Source organism: Ruminococcus sp. NK3A76, from assembly GCF_000686125.1.
Taxonomy (GTDB): domain Bacteria; phylum Bacillota; class Clostridia; order Oscillospirales; family Ruminococcaceae; genus NK3A76.
In genome coordinates this window covers 1,958,036-1,974,810 of sequence record NZ_JMMA01000002.1, presented here as the reverse complement: position 1 = coordinate 1,974,810, position 16,775 = coordinate 1,958,036, and the positions used below count along the sequence as shown (strand labels likewise).

The following is a 16,775-nucleotide window of genomic DNA, read 5'->3' as shown; positions in this document are numbered from 1 at the left end:
CATAAGTTATTCTGAGATACTGAGAAAAAATCTAAAGGCTTATGGCGGTTTTCTGATAATTCCAAGTTTTAAACAAATGTGGCCCTGAATTGTTTGTGCAGGATTGTTAGGTTTGCTTTGTTTGGGATGAAAGAAGAAGCTATGTGCAAAAAAATGAGCATTATCTGTGATAAAATGATATCGGAACGAAGAAAAGAGAAACCGTTTTTTAATAACAGTTAGATAAATCACCAACTGTATTACAGATAATAGAGTATACTCGGGAGGAAGCTATGATCGACAGAAGACACATTGAACTGAATGTACATTCAAACGGAGCGTTATATGAGACGGTAATAACTCCGGAGGATATCGTTGCTTTTGCAGTGAGAAACGGCTCGAATGCGGTAGCTATAACAGATTTGAACTCTGTCAGTTCTGCGGCGAAGATGGCAAGGGTCATTGAGAAAAATGATCTGAACATAAAACCGATCTACGGAGTGCGTCTGCATTGTTTGAATGTTTCGGGAGAGGTTTTTTATGTCACCCTGCTTGCTAAGAATAAGACAGGGCTAAAGAATATGTATCGCATTATTTCATTAGCTTACTGTAATGTGCTGAATACAGACGTCTGGCCCTGCGCCGACTGGCAGTATGTACTGCAAAACAGAGAAGGTATCCTTATCGGGAGAGAATGCACTTGGGAGTTTATAAACAATAATTGTAATTCAGACAAAGCTGTGCTGAAAGAAAAACTGAATAAACTATATGAAAACATAGATTATGCCGAGATCACACCGCTCTGTCAAAGCAGCTTGTCAATATCAGAAAATGATATGTTAAAGTGTACTGCACATATTGTTATCGATTTGCTGCAGCAAATAGGGAAAACTCCTGTGGCAGTTAGCAGCGCTGCTTGTATCACCGAGGAGGACAAGCTTTGCTGGAATATACTGCATCAGGACGATAAAGACAAGCCTTACAAACCGGGCTGTATGAAAACTACCGAGGATATGCTTGAGGAGTATTCTTTTTTAGGTGAGCTTGCAGAAAGGATAGTCATTGATAATACTATTTTTATAGCCGACAGTATAGAAACCTTTGAGCTTACATCTATTCCCGAGGAAAGCAGGATCACATTTCCCAATGCGGAGAATGAGGTCAAAGAACGCTGCTTAAAAGCGGCAAAGGATAAATACGGCGAGCCTCTGCCGGATATCATTAAAGCAAGATTAGCTGATGAATTCAGAAAGATCGAAGCATCAAACAGCTGGGCATATTTTCTCCTGACTTCAAAACTGACGGGTAAATGCGCCGAGCTTGGCGGACTGCACATATGCAGAGGAACGGCAAACAGTTCATTCGCTGCTTATCTTCTTGGGATAACGGATACAAACCCGCTTCCACCACACTATTGGTGTCCGAAATGCAAAAGAGTTGAATTTGTCGATGAACGGAAATATCCTACCGGCTTTGACCTTGTGGGGTACGGTACCGTAAAAAAGCTATGCCCTGAATGCAGCATAGCATTCAGGGGCGAAGGAATCAATTCTCCCTGCGAGTTTTTTATGGGCTATAACGGAGAAAGAGAAACACATTTTGAATTGTCGGTATCCGAGGATAGCTATAAGGGTATGGTCGAATATATAGATGACCTGTTCGGAAAAGACAAAGTCTTTTACAGAGCTCCCGACAGCACGATCGGTGAAAAAGACAGCAGTATAATGATAGAAAAGTACTGTAATAAAGATAAAGCTATGTTGAGTTACGAAAAGATAGAGTGTGTGACGGAAAGGTTGCGCTTTGTAAATAGTTCGTATGGTACAGGACCGAAATCGCTGTTCATAGTGCCGGATAGTTTTGATATATATGACTTTACCCCGGTCGGATATTCGACAGTTGAAGATGCGAATAAAGGCAAAAAGCTCGTCGTTCTTATGGAAAATGGTTTACTGGTTTACGGGCACAATAATAAAGTGTTGCATATTTTCAAGAGTAGGCTGCTGTCAATGCTGAAACAGCTTGAAAAGTACACAGGTATTCCGTCCGACAGAATTGATATCGGAAGTGTTGATATCAAATCATTCTTTGAAAATGACAGTCTGGGTGGGTTTTATTTCAATACCCCATTTATAAAAGAAGTAATTGCAGCAGTAAAGCCGGCAGATTTTAATGATCTTGTAAAGATCGCAGGTTTTGTTCACGGAACGCAGACCTGGGAAAACAATGCAGAACAGCTTATCAGGCAGGGGCATACAGCAAAAGAGCTTATTTCATCTCGTGAGGATATTATGCTCACACTTATGAAATACGGGATAGACTATGAAACATCGTTTGCATTCTCTGAATACGTCAAGTTCGGCAAGGCGAGCCGTAAAGGATTCAGCGATGAACAGCTTGAGATCATGAGGAAAAATAGTGTTCCCGAATGGTATATAGAATCAATGAAAAAGATATTACACATCTGGTCAAAATCGTATTGTGCCGCTATAACGAAGCATATACTTCAATGCGTTTGGTACAAGATAAACTACCCGACGGAATTCTATGCGGCTGATAAGGAGGCTTACCGATGAAAGTCGAAATAATAAACAGAAAAAAGCTGCTGGAAATGATTAAGGACGATTGGTTTAATGAAGAGTATCATGCCGTGATAAGCTTTTACAGGAAAAATGAAAAGCCGTTTGTTCTCAGCGGCTGCAAGGCAACTGTTCTGAGAGTGAATGTTGATGATGATATAAACATATTTGCAAGTAGTTTTTTGGATCATAGCGATCAGGACGAGGTGGTGGCGAAATTCATAATGGACAGTTTGCTGAAAAATAAAACGATCTATTGTCAGTGCCTTGACGGCAAGACATACAGTGCTGCCTGTGCGGCGGCAATATATGAATACTTCCTCGGCATCGGGCTGATGGTGTTTGCAGATAAAGACTATCACCCTGACAGGCTGATGTTCAATAAGATATACTATGCATTGCGTGAGGCTCGTGTATTTATGTCGACCGAACAGATAAACTCAATACTTCCGCTTAACAGGCAGATAGACGAAAGAACCCTGATCTCGCAGATAATGCAGAAGATAAAACAAATACACAATGAACACAGATATTTTGATGTAAAAGAATACATTATAATCACTTCGGACGGTATATGGCATTATTTTATGTTTGATCATGAAACTGCTGTGCGTAGATTTCTTGAAAAATACACAGATGATCAGGTGGTATATGCCCGGCTTGGCCTTTGTGATATTAATGATCTTTTAGGTTTTGATTGTCAAGATTTTTGGGGAGCTGTGAGCTATGATATTGATTCTGAAAGCGGGCTAAAATACAACTACAATCATTATCAGGCGTACCTTTGGATCATCAACGATCTATTGAGAAAATATAAAGTGACAGGGCGTGATGTTTATGTTTGACAAGGAGGCAAGGCTATGACGAATTATGCAATTATCCCAACGGCGGCGGTTAACGATCTTAGCCATAAGCTGAAAGTAATGAATCCGGATTATACAGTGATACAGAATACAGAAATAAGGGTTGACGGTAATGCTGCTGCCCAAAATGCTCATATTGTCTGCCCTCCATATGATGATGAAGAACGATTTGTTAATGCGATATGCCGTTTTGCATCTGTATGTGGCGTGGATACATTTTTCTATATAAGCGGCAGCAAGAAATATATCGTCAATGCAAACGGCAATATGACAGCGTTTCCCGAGCTTGTTGTCAGCACGGAAAATGCAGAGCAAATGGGGCATATTCCTGCTATGGCGTATGGATATCTGCTGCACAGGCGTTATCGTGAGCTCAAAGGCATAAGAGACGTGGTGACAGATAATGAGTGATAATAGCAAATGCCGCATACTTATCTACGGCGGCAAGAAAGACCTTGGTAAGGCGGTGTATGACGGCTTTATAACGCAGACGCTTGCCTCGCTTGGTGTTGATGACTGCGAGATAGTGAGCGGCGGCTGCAGGGGTGCTGACCTTGCAGGCGAGCGCTACGCAAAAAAGCACGGCTTCAGCATAGCGCAGTTTCTCCCCGAGTGGCAAAGGTTTGGCAAGGCCGCAGGGATAAAGCGCAATGCCGATATGATAAACTACATTCTCAAAAGCGAACACCGTGCCGTTATCGCATTCTGGAACGGCGAGAGCAGGGGCACGGGCTTTACGATAAGGCTTGCAGAGAAAAAGGGGATAAAGGTGTTTGTTTACAGCTACACAAAAAACAACGGGCGCTGATTATTCAGCGTCCGTTGTTAGTATATATGAGATCATGCAGGAAGGTGTATCACTTTTCCCCAAGGCGGTTGTGACGATTCATTAACTATGATCCATAGCACAGGGATACCGAGTGCAGCGGACTCATCAGGGTATTCAGCTATGCCGTCGGACATTATTATGATACAGGCAGGCAGATCGTTTTGCATATTATCCCTGACGTATTCAAAAACGGCATGGAATGAAGTGCCTCCTCCGCCTGCAGGTTTTATCGAAAGAAGCTCATCTGCATCTTCAAAAGGTATCGGCGCAACGACTTGTGCATCAAAGAACCCGAGCCAGCCTTTGAGGTTCCCGTCATACTGGTCCACACTGCCCTTTACCTCGGAATAAACATTTGTGATCTGCTCACAGCTCATCGAGCCTGATGTGTCTATCATAAAAAGTATGTTTTTCACCGAATCTTCGGGAAGGTTAAAATCAGGAAGAAAGAGGTCGCTGTCGGAAAACCTTCTGTCAGGCGGCAAAAAGGAATAGTCGGTGATCTGCTGCTGTATAAACTCATACAGTATCGTCTTCCAGTCAAGTACAGGACTGCGCAGCCGCTTGAGTATTATCTGAGCAAGCATTGGTAGACCGCCGCAGCCAAGTGCCTAGTTCTGCATCTCTATTGCCTGAGCCGCATCGGAGATGTTTTTGCACCATTTTGTTTTCATCTTAGTGTCATCTTTTGCATTATCCCATTTTGTATGGTCGTCTACCGCCTTTTGACGTGAGCATTTGCCGCCATTATGCTTTTTTTAGAGGATAAAGCAGTTCCCGATTTTTTCTGCTTTTTCAGGAGCTGATATACTTCTTCAAAGGAGTGTTTGTTGCCCTCGCTCCCGTCAGGGAGCCGATGTAATGATTCTTTCCCATTGATAGATACAGCGCTTGCTTTATTGCCGTATTCCTCATATATGTAGGAATTGACGATGATATCCGCCGCTGTATTGGCAGTCTCCCTGTCTTTGAACTCACGGGCTCTGGTCAGATGATCGAGAACTATGTGCATTATCTCATGCAGCATGATAAAGTCAAGCTCAGTGTCGGACAAACCGCTTAAAAAAACGGGGCTGAAGAAAATGCTGTCTCCGTCTGTTGCGGCTGTTTTGATACTGGGATCAAGCTGTAGTTTTACGTGCATTAGCAGCAAACCGTAAAACCCGTGTTCGACAAGCAGCCGCATTCTTGAGCGCTGGATCCTGCTGCATATCTCCTGAAATGCTTTCTGGTCATGCATCTGTCAACAGCCTCCCGTTCTTTCGTATCCAATCAGCAAATTCGGGTATCGTTATCAGCTTTGATCTGTAGTTTTCCTCAAAACCCATATAGTCACGAAGTATCATTGTTGCGAATTCAGGCGGCAGCGTACCTATAAAGCGTATCGAATTTGATATTGCGGCAAGGTCATCACGGCGTTTTCTTGCACGGTAGGTAAGCTCTGCGCTTACAGCATACATTACATCGGTATTCTGTGGGATAGTCGGCATAGCACCTTCAAAGATCGGGTCAATATCAGGCAGTGAATCCCATATCCTGCACCAGCTCTGAAACTCTATAGCAGCCCCCGAGCCGATACAGCCTGCTATCATAGGATATATTTCATCAATACTGCCGCCGGAATTATCAAGTATATGGCTTACCATTTCCCACGAACGGGGTGTTGTAAAAGCAAGCAGTTCGGTAGGGTCTTCTGTGAGCAGGCTCTTCTGACTGAACGAAATAAACCCGATGACCCTCGGGTCGATATCTGCCGAGAGTGCCCATTGCTTCCAGCTTTGATGATCGCAGCATATCTCTATATGGCATAATCTGTTTGCAAGCGCACGGGGCATTTTGAACACAACAGATCTGTCTGTTATGCGGTTTCCTGCAGCAATGACTATGCAGTTGTCGGGGAGTCTGTGTTCTCCGACTGTTCTGTCAAGTGTGATCTGATATGCAGCAGCCTGCACCGATTGCGGAGCTGCTGATATCTCGTCAAGAAAGAGTATATTTATTATATCGTTGCTATCGTCCATTTGAAATATCTTAGGTCTTAGCCATACGGCCAGCGTCCTGTCTGCATTGGCGGCAGGTATGCCTCGCAGGTCGATTGGGTTGAACAAAAGCAGCCGCACATCTGTGACGCAGACTTTCTTTCCAGTCTGCTGTTGTATCGTATCAGCCAGCTGTCTGATACCCTGTGATTTTCCGACACCCGGAGCATCCCACAGCATTATAGAGGGAATGAGCTTAAAAGGCTCACCTTTACTAATGACCGAAATATAAACACGGCTCAGCTGATCGCACATTTCATTAACACTTAGCAGAGGTATCGTCTGCATATCCATATTTATCATTTGTTCCTCCTTAGTTTTTTGTCTATCTGTTCAAGTTTGTTTCTTGTTTCTATTATCTGTGTGACATAGCTTTCCTGATGCTTTAGGCTGTAGTCTGCCTGCTCAAGCTCATTGTTAAGCTCGTAGATCTTTGTTTTGAGTTTTTCGGCATTCTTCGGTAGGCTTTCAAGGTGGTTGTCTATGCGCACTATATAGCCCTGCGAGCTTTCACCGAGCTCAACCCGGTACTGCCCTTTATGACTCAGCTTTATCCTCGGTCGTTCCTCTATCATGTATGCAGGCACATACAGCGAGAAACCTCTGTAATTGCATATATACACTTCCTTTTCAGATCTTGCATTAGCTATAATGGCCGCTGCAATGCTTTCACGAACGGCTCGCCGTTCTTCCTTTGATATAAGTGCTGTTTGCTGTTTTAAATACTCAATATCTGCAAAGCACTTTTCAAGGGCAGCGACAGCTTTTTCTTTTTCGGTAGGGATATTTGCAGCACGGATACGAAGGTCTTCATAATGCTGTGTGAGCTTCTTTTGGAGTACCGTGTATTTTGTCAGCTCATTTGCCGTTTCAACACGCTTTTTTATCATCGGGTCACCAACGGCAAGCGCTTTGACTTCACCGTATGACAGGGCGGTATTATCTACTTCGTCACCGCTGTGCTGTGCATAGTCGCCCGATATAAGCTGTGAGATGAATCTTTGCTTGCTTTCAAGGAGCTGCCATGAATAAGCGTCAAAGCTGCCCTCTGTGATATATCTGAATATCTGCACCTCTTTGTTTGTGTTTCCCTGACGTAGTATCCTTCCTTCACGCTGAGTCATATCCGCAGGCCGCCACGGAACATCAAGGTGATGAAGTGCTTTAAGATACGTCTGGACATTCACGCCAAGGCCGAGCTTGAATGTCGAGCCTATCAGTACTCTTATGCCTGCATCGTTCATTTTCTTTAATACCGATGCTCGTCTGGCCTCTGTATCAGCATCATGGATAAATGCTATCTGTTCATCCGGGATACCCATATTTATAAGCAGCCTTTTTAATTCGTCATAGATATTGAAGCTCTGCTTTGGTACGGAGATATCACAGAATACAAGCTGTGTGTATTTCTGTGTGGGGTCGCTTGCCCATATCTCAAATACATTTTCCGCACAGCGGTATACCTTGGTAGCAAATACATTAACATATGTATTTATCACTGGCTCAACAAGACGTATATCAAGGGCGGCTTTTCTGCCGTCGGTCGTTATTTTCAGCATATTATCATCTCTGCGGTTTGTCAGCCCCGAACGCACATCATCTGCACGCTGTGATATATTATCTAAATACATCTGCATAGCCTGAGTTTTGGCGACAACGCAGTTTGTATATCCGCCGAGCTTTGGCAGGTTATTTGAAATGTCGGTCTTCTGATGATCTGTAATCATGGAGAAAAGCGTTATCAATTCCTGAAGATTATTGTATTTGTTGAACCTTGAATACATACGGTATTGCGAAGTATCAACATCTATCTCAAATTCTTCTTTAGCTTCGGCAAACATTCCCACCCAGCTGTGAAAATGATCAAGCCCGAGCATTTTAAGCTCTCCGTGCTGAAGATATGTCTGCATAGCAAAACAGTCGGAAACGGAATTTGTTATGGGTGTGGCCGTAGCAAGAGTAACACCTCTTCCGTTATTCTGCTTCTGCACCGTGCGTATCTTTTCAAGCATGGATTTGCATTTTGCAGAGCCTGTTGTGTTGATGCCTTTAAACTTTGATCTTGTGTTGAGCGGTATATTCTTGTAATTATGCGCTTCGTCAACAAACAATCCTGTAATGCCCAGCTCATCAAAACCGGGAAGGACATCTGTGTTTATCATCTTATGTGACAGATGATCAAGTGACTTTATTATGTTTTCACGCACTCTTACAGCACTTTTGGCGGCAGAATGGGTGTTAAGATACCTGTCTATCTCCGTCAGTTTTTCTTTCAGCATTTTTTCGCTCTGAACATCAGATATCTCAAGCATATCAAAGCAGCTGTATGCCATGATTATCCCGTCAAATTCCTGATGTTGTATTTTGCTGAGAATATCCGCACGGCGCTTTGGAACAAAGGTTTTGGGCGTGACACATAGAAGATTTGCATTCGGGTACATCTTCAGAAAGATGCTTTTCCACTGCTCTGTAAGATTATTGGGAACAACATACAGGTTTTTTTTGAAATGCCCGTCTGTTTCATTTTCATACCTGCGGCTATCATTATGTACGTCTTTCCTGCGCCTACTTCGTGTGCAAGAAGTGTGTTGGGGGAAAAGAGTATCCGTGCGACAGCATTTTTCTGATACGGATATAGCTGCACATCGGAAGAAAGCTCGGGGAACGTCAGAAATGAGCCGTCATAGCAGCGCTTGCGCAGGCTGCCGAACTTCTCCTGATATATACTTACGAGCTTGTATCTTCGTGAGGTGTCTGACCATATCCATTTCTCAAATTCTTTTCTGATGCGGTCGGCACATTCATTTGCCTCGATAGTGTCTGCTTCGTTGAGAATGCTTTTCTTTGATTTTTTTCTTGTGACAGTATCATAAACACATATCTCCTGCATATTGAGCATAAGCTCCACTAACCGTTCAAAGGAAAGCTTGTTGGTGCAGTACCGTGATACACACGGCTGATAGATTTTTTCTACCTTCCAGTATCCTGTTATCTCATCGTGGATAACACAATCTCTTATCCTGACTTTTCTTTCTCCTGATGTACTATCGTAATAATGCACTATCCGTGGATTGTTTCCTATAATATATTCTATAAAATCCGTTATCATTTCGGCAGGTACCCAAGGCGAACCGAGTGTGACATAGATATCTGTATACTGCAGCGGCGCAGGGAGCACATTTTTTATTGCCTTTATGTTATCCTCAAAATAACCGTTGTATTTAATGTTTGCTTCCTGGGCTGTTTCCAATTTGCGCATAAGGTTTCCGCTGAGATATTCGTCAGATGTCTTCCAACCTTTATAAAAGCATTCATGCCAGGTATCAGGGTCCTGATATATTGCACCTTTTAGGCTCAGGATAACAGTTTTGATGTCGGTCGAGCATATCTGTGCGATATATTCAATATCCACCTTGCCGAGTGTATTAAGGCACATTATAAACCCGTCATCTATCGTTTCTGCAAAAACACCCAATGCTCTTTCATCTGTCGAGTATGCATTGTTATAATCAAGCGGCAGCTCCATAGATGTTATCTGACTGATATGTTCTTCTTTTTTGCGGTTGGTTTCTATCTCGGCTCTTTTTTCATCGGCAAGCCTGTCAGCACTGCGCTGGATATGCTTGATGTCAAGTATAAGCCCTCTGAGGTCTGCCGTTTCCAGAAGCCCGTATTCTTTTTTCAGTTCTGTAATAAATGCAGAGAATAAGTCAGTCTTTTCTGCACTGCTCGTCATAACGACCGCCCCTTTGCTTTATTGATATACTAAGTATAAATGATGCGGTGTTCATTTTTCTGCACATACCTATGATTTGAACCATTATATTGAAAAAATCAACGGGCGCTGATCATTCAGCGTCCGTTGTCAGTTCATTATATACCTGCTTGACAGCCCGGTATTGCATTATCGCTTCAAACAGGTCTGTTTTGCTTGGCTGCGGCAAAGTGTCTGCATTTTCTACGCTGCAAACGGATACTCTCGCACCTTCGGGCAGCTCGCATTGCGGCTCGGCTTCAAGTTTATGTATCATCTCAAGGCTGTTTACAATGGCGTTTTTATGCTCGATGACATCGCTTTCATCAAATCCAAAAGCCGTCATCTGCGCAAGTATCACGGTGGCATAGTCATATTTGTTATCCTCCGAGAAAGCAAAGTCCGGCACACGCCAGCCGAGTATATGCTCCCATTCGGTAAAGTCATAAGAGAAGCCCTCTACCCAGCCGGGATAGCTGAGTGATCTGCCTGGTTCGTTCTCGGGGCGTTTGATCCGTATGCTTTGCAGCGCAGAAAAAAGCTCGTCGGGCGATGCATCGGGCTTGTCAAAGGCTTCTATCGGCTCGAAAAATCTAACTATATCGTCTATTCTGAACACATAGCTCTCGGTGTCGAGATCATCAAGCCCGCCCTCGCAGACAATAGTGTTTATCACGATATGGTCTGACGAGGGGAATGGCTCAATAGCATACAGCTTGTTCATAAAGTAGGGCAGATACACTGTAGTGTATTCAGGTGGTCGTTCATACAAGGCAAGGTACTGCCTGCACAGCTTTTCCCTGTCGCATGAAGCTATAAGCTCTTTGACGGTGTGTAGTTTTCTTGTTGGCATAATACTATCACTCCTAAACTTTTGTTTGCATTTATCATTTCAGCCCTTTGTAGTAAACAAGTACCTCCGCAAAGTATTCTTTCAGAGGTAACGTTGCTCCCGAGTGGCCTGCGCCTTCTATACGGCGGAAGCGCTCGTTGCCAAACAACCTTTCCGTAAACTTGTGATCGCCGAGAACTTCATCGTTCCCACCGACAATGCAGCTTACATTCTTTGTGCGGATATCGCTGAAGCCCCCGAACATACCCACAAGTGTTCTTGTCTCAAAGTCAAACATCAGAAAAGGCATAAGGCACGGGTTTACAAGAATGGTTTTGCAGCTGCGCTCTGCACAGAGAACAGATGCGAAAAAACCGCCGAGGCTTGTCCCGACTATCACATCGGGACGGTATTCATCATAAAGCTCTTTTAGTTCGCCTGCAATATCGCCCGGACGTTTGCCGTCGTAGTCCATAGGCGGAGAGATTATCTCGCAGCCGAGTTCTTTAAGAGCTTTGTATGCGCTGTTTTCTGTGCTTCCATGGTATCCGTGTATGTTAAGTATTTTCATAATGTGACCTCCGTTTTATTAGTCTATACTTTTATTGCGTAAAGCATTTACCTTACAGTCCGGCAGAAGTGCTTTTATCTCCTCCAATGTCTGCTCGGAAATAATAGATTCTGCAATGCTAAGGTGTTTTATATTTCTAAGCTGTGAGAAAGCGCTTGCATCTTTGATTATAAACCCATTGATTTTAAGGCTTTTAAGGTTAGTCATATCAGCCATGAACGAAATGTCTTCAATCAACGAGGTGGGGTTCCTTTCTCCTCGAAAACGGTAGTCACTATCTAATTCGAGCTTTTCGAGCTGAGTAAGCTGTTTTAAAACATTTGCTGTCTTTTCATCGAGATTAGTTAATGTGAGTGTTTTGATCTGCCTGTATTTAAGCAGATATTCAGGCTCATATTTACAGTCGATAAGTGCAAGGTTTTCAAGGCAGTCAAGCCCTTCAAGATAATCTGTGCCTGTAAGATCTGTGTGTAGAACTCTGAGAGTTTCAATGAAATCAAGCTCTTTGAGTTTGTTGATCTGGTCATGGGTAAGATTATGCCCGTTAAAGAATTTGCGGCGATCAGCAATTGTGAGTTTGAAAGCTTCATCAAAATCAGCAAATAAATATCTTCTGTCTCTTGGAACGTTGATAGAGCGCATATTATGCATTGCTTTATTGAATGTCTCTTTAAGGTCATTTGTGAAGTCTGTTTTATTGAGCACAGTTATCCTGTCAAGATAAGGCAGCATTGACAGCTTGAGATACTGCCTTGTGGTATATACTCTGAATACCGTATAAAAGCAGTCGTTCTCGGGGCTGGCTTTGTCGAGCTTTACCTCGCCGTAGAAGTCCTCTAAAAACTGCGGTATTATGTCATTGTCACATCTGATAGTGAAGCGCTCCATACGGTTATAGCTGAGAACAGGGGAGGCCTTGATGTAGTTAAGCAAAGCCCCCTGCTTCTCAAATCCGGGGATACTGGTTATCGGGCGGATATATTCATTCTCCGATTCGGTCGCTACGGTGAGCCTGTCGAGGTAGATGTTTGTCAGCTTATCTTCACCGTCAATGGCGCAGATAAGCACATATCTGTTGTTTGAAAGAATAAGCTCATAGGGGCTTGCCATAACTGCCTTGCGGTATTTCAGCACATCTCTGAGGTCCTTGTCGATGAATTTATAGTTTATGCTGAGCTTGTGCTTGTTGGTTATCGCTCTGTTTACCTCTTCAAAGGTGCCGAGTACGTCCTTGCCTTTTTTGTCAGAACAGGCTTTCATTTTTGCGAGGATATGCTTTTTATTCTTTGCGAGCTCGTTGCTCCCGAGGTCTGTCAGCTTTTCAACAAGCTCGGTCGCAGAGTCGGTCGAAAGGGCATTTGTATATATAAGGCTGTCGATGAGCACAAGCAGCTCGTCATCGGTAAATTCACCGCTGACAAGATAGTAAGGATTCTTTTCGTCGAACACATAGCCGACTTTCCTGAGTATTTCAAGATTCTTGGCGAGAGTTCTTCTTTTTATGCTCATGCCGTAGATACGCTCGATCTCCCGGCAGATCATATCCTGTGTGAGCTGTCTGTCCTTGGGTACATACTTTCTCAGGAAATCAATGATTATGAAAAGTGCCGCTTCCTTGTGAGTGAGTTCTGCATCTCTGAGATCTTTCATTTTAAATACCTCCGTTTCGGCTTTATGCTTGTTTTCTATTGTTGACCGGTATCATTATACTATCTGTATCTCAATAGGAATGTCAATACTGCCTATGTCGGATAGAATAGAACGTTTCTCTGTTTTAGTTTTCTCTGCTTCTTCAAATACTTTTTCTATCTCTTTATCTCTTTCTGTTTCATCAACGCCGTAATATGTCATATCACCAAGTAGTGCTGCTGCAAGTCCGGCTCTGCCTATCTTGTCTGCAAGCTCATCGTCCACCTCGGCACTTAATGTATAATACCACTTTGCCACATCAACAGCTTCATAATCATTCTCGCTGTAGATTATTTTGGTATTTACAGAGCCGTTTTTATCTATCTCTGCATTTATCCTGCCGACTCTTTTGGAAAGCTCAGTGTGCTTATACTCCTCAAGCAGGTCATCGATAAGCTCGTCAGGCTTACCATAGTCGGAAAAATAGTAATCGGCTGCCTTGTAAAGCTCTTCTCTGTCAATGGATAATAAAAAGTTTCTTACGTTCATTTTAAATACCTCCGTTTCGGTCAGGTTGGTTTGTGTCTTTTGCTGATGTTTTTATTATAAATGATACAATGTGCAAAATTTTGCACATTGTACGTGCAGGCACACAGCCCCTAAAGCGCTTTATCAAGGTCGTTTTCTTTCCTCTGTGTATATCATAGCATATCTGAAAATCTAATTCGTCAACAAATTGTGAACAAAACTTCCGAGTACGAATTTTCACCCTTGTTGTATTTGGCACTCAGGATATTCACAGCCGTAATGTATTTTTGCGTGCAGAAGAGGATCATTACCCGGTCCGGTTTTGATCTTTTTCCAATCATCTGGGCTGCCGCCGAAGTATATATATATATGCAAGTGAGGTGCAGCCTTCAAAAGCGTTCTTTCCAATCATCTCAATACAATTCGGAATGAATATCCTCTCTAATGCAGTACAGCCGGAAAACGCATGACCGGCTATTCTTATTGTTTGTGGGCTTGGTATTATGTCGCTGACATTTTTGTTATTACCGAAAGTATAATTGCCTACAGCTATCACAGGAACACTGTTGCCATAGGAATTAACTGTCATTTGGGGTATCCTGACGATTTTATCATTGCAGCCGTTTATAGACACAACGCCCAACGGCAGCATTGAAGGATAAAGCCACAAGAAGACAAGGCTGTATTTAAATCCTTGAGTTTCAGGAATTGCTCCGGTCATCTTTTTAAAATCAGTATAGTTCATGAAGATGCCTCCTTTTCTATATATTATTGTAATGCGTGCTGTGTGCACAAAAACGCACGCCCCTTGTGCTATCCTTTATTACAGCAACCAATGAAAGGAGAATGACAGTGAACATAAGTATAATGTCAAGAAGACAGATAGTAAAGCTCATAAAGACAGAGGGTCTGCCTGAAAACACAGCTGTTATAAGTTTTTATGATGAGTATGCAAAGCCCGTGTTTTTCGGTGAAAGTGATGTTATGGTGATGAGGATACCGTTAAATGACAACGACATTACCGAGATGCAGACCAACTACGATTACGAGCACTTTTTCCCGAATGCGGCAAGTGTTGCGAGGTTCATCATCAAGGCACTTGCACTTGGCAAGGACATCATTTGCCAGTGCGACTTTGGCATGAGCAGAAGTGCCGGCTGTGCGGCGGCTATTCTTGAATTCTTTGAGGGGCGTGGTATGCTCGTGTTTGCAGATAAGCGCTATTGCCCGAATCTTGCGGTGTACCACAAGCTGTATTATGCGCTCTGCTGTGCAAGGCTTGAGGTGACGGGAGTTGATGTTGATATATTCAGAGCAGAGAGAGTTAAGCCCGACAAGCAGAGAATACTGGCAGATATGCGTGCAGGGAAAGACAAGCCGTTTCGTGAATGCAGGTTCATAACTTCTGACAAGAAAGCGCATATTTTCAGGACGGGTTCGGACTTAGGCGAGTTCTATGAAAGCTACAATGATGAGCAGATACTTTTTTTAAGCACCGATCACGGCAAAAGCAGCAGTTCGCCTTTAAACAATATCTACATTGACACCGAATCGGGTGTGTGCAGCTTTGGCGTGGGAGACATTGATATGAAAGGATACTTTGAGCTTATTTATAGCAAATACGGCGTGAGTGAGGAGGTTTATTATGATAAGCGCAAGGATAACACATAACAGGACAAGCCTTATTGAGATAACCATAGACGGCAGGCGGCAGAATATTACATTTGATACCCTCGCCGCTGTGTGGGGAGATATTGCAGGAAAAGATGCTGTTGATATCGAGTACATAGGTGCAGACATCTGCGGCGGCTTAGTCGCTTGCTGTGCCGACATCTGCTCTGGGCAGAGCGGTATAGTGTTTGTGTGGGACACAGAAAACGGGGAGCTTGTCCACTACATAGAGGGCAACTTTGCGGTGAGGGTCATCATAGAAGACGGCAAGGTCTATACTATCCGTGAGGTTAGTATGTGGGGCTGCGAGCCGCATATTGAGCTTGATTGCTGCGAGCTTGGGATTAAGGATATGAGCCATATTCCCGAAAGGTTTGAGCTTGACAAAAAGCAGGCGCACACATTTGCGAAAGACCCGAGCCTGTACGAGCTGGTGTTTAGTGGAGATAAGCCGGGGATAAATGTCAGAAAAGAACAATGAAGAAATATGCAATTTGTTGGTGAATGTTGACAAAATGTTTCGGAGGTGGTATAATAAAACTATATTATAGTGACAAAAGGAGGACTGCATATGAAAATACTGTATTGCAATATTGGAGAAATGAATAGTTATAACGGAATGGCAAATGATAGTATCAAGGGCGGCGGTTCTTATAGTGATAAACATGAGGTAAACAATTTTACAAATCATAATGGAGTATATTATGGATATGGACAAAACACAAATCAAACGTTTGCTATATCGGATAAATTTGGGTGTGATAGAAATGCTGAATATGTTGATAATATCTGGGTTATTTGGGTGGCAGACGGTAAAATAATAGGATACTATAAAAATGCAAGGGTTTACAGGAATCTACAGTTTACGCCCGATGAGATAACAAAAAATAGGCGCCATAGTGATTATAATATTACAACAAAGTATGCTGTGCTGATTCCCAAAGAAGAAAGAACTCAAGATAGTGGTTTTAGAGGTCGTTCGGCATGGTACGGTGATGAGGCAACTAATAAAAGAACAATTCAGTATATTGAATCATATGAAAGCCAAAGAGCCAGTTTTATATATGACGTAGATGATACTACAGAAAAGCTTGTCGGCAAAGAAAAAGAAGCTGTTGTAAAGGTTCGTGTCAATCAGAGTAAGTTCAGAGAAAAACTGTTAGAGAAGTTTGATTGTAAATGCTGTCTTTGCGGAGTAAATATGCCTGAATTGCTTACTGCAAGTCATATCAAACCATGGAGCGATAGTGATGAAAACGAAAAACTATCATCAGATAATGGTTTATTGCTTTGTCCCAATCACGATAGATTATTTGACTCGGGTTATATTTCTTTTGATGATTCAGGCAATATAATTATTTCATCAAAAATAGATGAATCAAATAAAATGTTCTTAAACATAAATTCAGATATGAGAATCAATGAAAAGTATTTTTCAGAGGAAATGCTATTTTTTATTAGATTCCACAGGTCAAAAATCTTCAAAAAATAAGTACATATG

At 42.7% G+C, this 16,775-nt stretch carries 17 protein-coding genes; 7 read left to right on the top strand and 10 right to left on the bottom strand.

Annotation, left to right across the window (positions count from 1 at the left end; genetic code table 11):
- Positions 1-272 precede the first annotated feature (272 nt).
- From CD05_RS0109200 to CD05_RS18095, 4 genes are read left to right on the top strand one after another with little or no spacing between them, the layout of a single operon-like run.
- Positions 273-2,555 carry a PHP domain-containing protein gene (locus CD05_RS0109200; protein ID WP_028510262.1) on the top strand — a complete coding sequence of 761 codons (2,283 nt, stop codon included), beginning with the start codon at positions 273-275 and terminating at the stop codon, positions 2,553-2,555.
- On the top strand, positions 2,552-3,403 hold the full coding sequence (locus CD05_RS0109195) for a hypothetical protein (RefSeq protein WP_028510261.1): 852 nt from the start codon (positions 2,552-2,554) through the stop codon (positions 3,401-3,403). Before CD05_RS0109200 ends, CD05_RS0109195 begins: the two co-directional genes overlap by 4 nt.
- Positions 3,404-3,418: 15 nt before the next feature.
- Positions 3,419-3,832, top strand: coding sequence for a hypothetical protein (locus tag CD05_RS0109190; protein ID WP_028510260.1), 414 nt, complete (start codon positions 3,419-3,421; stop codon positions 3,830-3,832).
- Positions 3,825-4,229 carry an SLOG family protein gene (locus tag CD05_RS18095; protein ID WP_051588913.1) on the top strand — a complete coding sequence of 135 codons (405 nt, stop codon included), beginning with the start codon at positions 3,825-3,827 and terminating at the stop codon, positions 4,227-4,229. The genes CD05_RS0109190 and CD05_RS18095 overlap by 8 nt, the downstream gene beginning before the upstream one ends.
- Positions 4,230-4,261: 32 nt before the next feature.
- On the opposite strand, the gene CD05_RS0109180 is transcribed toward CD05_RS18095, so the two are convergent.
- The 10 genes from CD05_RS0109180 to CD05_RS21135 all read right to left on the bottom strand — a co-directional run bounded on the left by CD05_RS0109180 (position 4,262) and on the right by CD05_RS21135 (position 14,396).
- Positions 4,262-4,837: a VWA-like domain-containing protein gene (locus CD05_RS0109180; protein ID WP_028510259.1), complete on the bottom strand. Its 576-nt coding sequence runs from the start codon at positions 4,835-4,837 to the stop codon at positions 4,262-4,264.
- Positions 4,838-4,965: 128 nt separating this feature from the next.
- Entirely contained in the window at positions 4,966-5,490 is a 525-nt protein-coding gene (locus tag CD05_RS0109175; RefSeq protein WP_028510258.1) for a hypothetical protein, read from the bottom strand.
- Positions 5,483-6,592 (bottom strand): AAA family ATPase, encoded by a 1,110-nt coding sequence (locus CD05_RS18090; protein ID WP_051588912.1) that lies wholly within the window; start codon positions 6,590-6,592, stop codon positions 5,483-5,485. The genes CD05_RS0109175 and CD05_RS18090 overlap by 8 nt, the downstream gene beginning before the upstream one ends.
- A complete protein-coding gene (locus CD05_RS19710; protein WP_347495385.1) occupies positions 6,589-8,784 on the bottom strand; it encodes an SNF2-related protein in 2,196 nt (731 codons plus the stop codon). Before CD05_RS19710 ends, CD05_RS18090 begins: the two co-directional genes overlap by 4 nt.
- Positions 8,733-10,025, bottom strand: a complete 1,293-nt coding sequence (locus CD05_RS21140) for a hypothetical protein (RefSeq protein WP_051588910.1) — start codon at positions 10,023-10,025, stop codon at positions 8,733-8,735. Before CD05_RS21140 ends, CD05_RS19710 begins: the two co-directional genes overlap by 52 nt.
- A 112-nt stretch (positions 10,026-10,137) precedes the next feature.
- Positions 10,138-10,896 (bottom strand): DUF6557 family protein, encoded by a 759-nt coding sequence (locus CD05_RS0109160; RefSeq protein WP_028510257.1) that lies wholly within the window; start codon positions 10,894-10,896, stop codon positions 10,138-10,140.
- A gap of 34 nt (positions 10,897-10,930) precedes the next feature.
- The gene (locus CD05_RS0109155; protein WP_028510256.1) at positions 10,931-11,446 is read right to left on the bottom strand and encodes a YqiA/YcfP family alpha/beta fold hydrolase; all 516 of its coding nucleotides are present in this window, start codon (positions 11,444-11,446) and stop codon (positions 10,931-10,933) included.
- A gap of 18 nt (positions 11,447-11,464) precedes the next feature.
- Positions 11,465-13,096, bottom strand: coding sequence for a WYL domain-containing protein (locus CD05_RS0109150; RefSeq protein WP_028510255.1), 1,632 nt, complete (start codon positions 13,094-13,096; stop codon positions 11,465-11,467).
- Between the two features lie 54 nt (positions 13,097-13,150).
- Entirely contained in the window at positions 13,151-13,624 is a 474-nt protein-coding gene (locus CD05_RS0109145) for a DUF6557 family protein (RefSeq protein WP_028510254.1), read from the bottom strand.
- A gap of 316 nt (positions 13,625-13,940) precedes the next feature.
- On the bottom strand, positions 13,941-14,396 hold the full coding sequence (locus CD05_RS21135; RefSeq protein WP_242841247.1) for a leucine-rich repeat protein: 456 nt from the start codon (positions 14,394-14,396) through the stop codon (positions 13,941-13,943).
- A gap of 59 nt (positions 14,397-14,455) precedes the next feature.
- Here CD05_RS21135 and CD05_RS19700 point away from each other — a divergent pair, with 59 nt between their 5' ends.
- The 3 genes from CD05_RS19700 (at position 14,456) to CD05_RS19695 (ending at position 16,766) form a co-directional block, all read left to right on the top strand.
- On the top strand, positions 14,456-15,274 hold the full coding sequence (locus tag CD05_RS19700) for a hypothetical protein (protein ID WP_051588909.1): 819 nt from the start codon (positions 14,456-14,458) through the stop codon (positions 15,272-15,274).
- Positions 15,249-15,755, top strand: a complete 507-nt coding sequence (locus CD05_RS0109125) for a hypothetical protein (RefSeq protein ID WP_028510252.1) — start codon at positions 15,249-15,251, stop codon at positions 15,753-15,755. Before CD05_RS19700 ends, CD05_RS0109125 begins: the two co-directional genes overlap by 26 nt.
- Before the next feature lie 90 nt (positions 15,756-15,845).
- Complete coding sequence (locus tag CD05_RS19695) at positions 15,846-16,766, top strand: HNH endonuclease (protein ID WP_051588908.1); 921 nt, start codon at positions 15,846-15,848, stop codon at positions 16,764-16,766.
- The last annotated feature ends 9 nt before the right edge of the window (positions 16,767-16,775 follow it).

Excerpts from the sequence above, each read along its gene's own strand:
- CD05_RS0109145 (WP_028510254.1), bottom strand. The coding sequence starts at position 13,624 with ATGAACGTAAGAAACTTTTTATTATCCATTGACAGAGAAGAGCTTTAC.
- CD05_RS0109150 (WP_028510255.1), bottom strand. The coding sequence starts at position 13,096 with ATGAAAGATCTCAGAGATGCAGAACTCACTCACAAGGAAGCGGCACTT.
- CD05_RS0109155 (WP_028510256.1), bottom strand. The coding sequence starts at position 11,446 with ATGAAAATACTTAACATACACGGATACCATGGAAGCACAGAAAACAGC.
- CD05_RS0109160 (WP_028510257.1), bottom strand. The coding sequence starts at position 10,896 with ATGCCAACAAGAAAACTACACACCGTCAAAGAGCTTATAGCTTCATGC.
- CD05_RS0109180 (WP_028510259.1), bottom strand. The coding sequence starts at position 4,837 with ATGCTTGCTCAGATAATACTCAAGCGGCTGCGCAGTCCTGTACTTGAC.
- CD05_RS0109190 (WP_028510260.1), top strand. The coding sequence starts at position 3,419 with ATGACGAATTATGCAATTATCCCAACGGCGGCGGTTAACGATCTTAGC.
- CD05_RS0109200 (WP_028510262.1), top strand. The coding sequence starts at position 273 with ATGATCGACAGAAGACACATTGAACTGAATGTACATTCAAACGGAGCG.
- CD05_RS21140 (WP_051588910.1), bottom strand. The coding sequence starts at position 10,025 with ATGACGAGCAGTGCAGAAAAGACTGACTTATTCTCTGCATTTATTACA.
- CD05_RS0109195 (WP_028510261.1), top strand. The coding sequence starts at position 2,552 with ATGAAAGTCGAAATAATAAACAGAAAAAAGCTGCTGGAAATGATTAAG.
- CD05_RS0109125 (WP_028510252.1), top strand. The coding sequence starts at position 15,249 with ATGATAAGCGCAAGGATAACACATAACAGGACAAGCCTTATTGAGATA.
- CD05_RS18090 (WP_051588912.1), bottom strand. The coding sequence starts at position 6,592 with ATGATAAATATGGATATGCAGACGATACCTCTGCTAAGTGTTAATGAA.
- CD05_RS18095 (WP_051588913.1), top strand. The coding sequence starts at position 3,825 with ATGAGTGATAATAGCAAATGCCGCATACTTATCTACGGCGGCAAGAAA.
- CD05_RS0109175 (WP_028510258.1), bottom strand. The coding sequence starts at position 5,490 with ATGCATGACCAGAAAGCATTTCAGGAGATATGCAGCAGGATCCAGCGC.
- CD05_RS19695 (WP_051588908.1), top strand. The coding sequence starts at position 15,846 with ATGAAAATACTGTATTGCAATATTGGAGAAATGAATAGTTATAACGGA.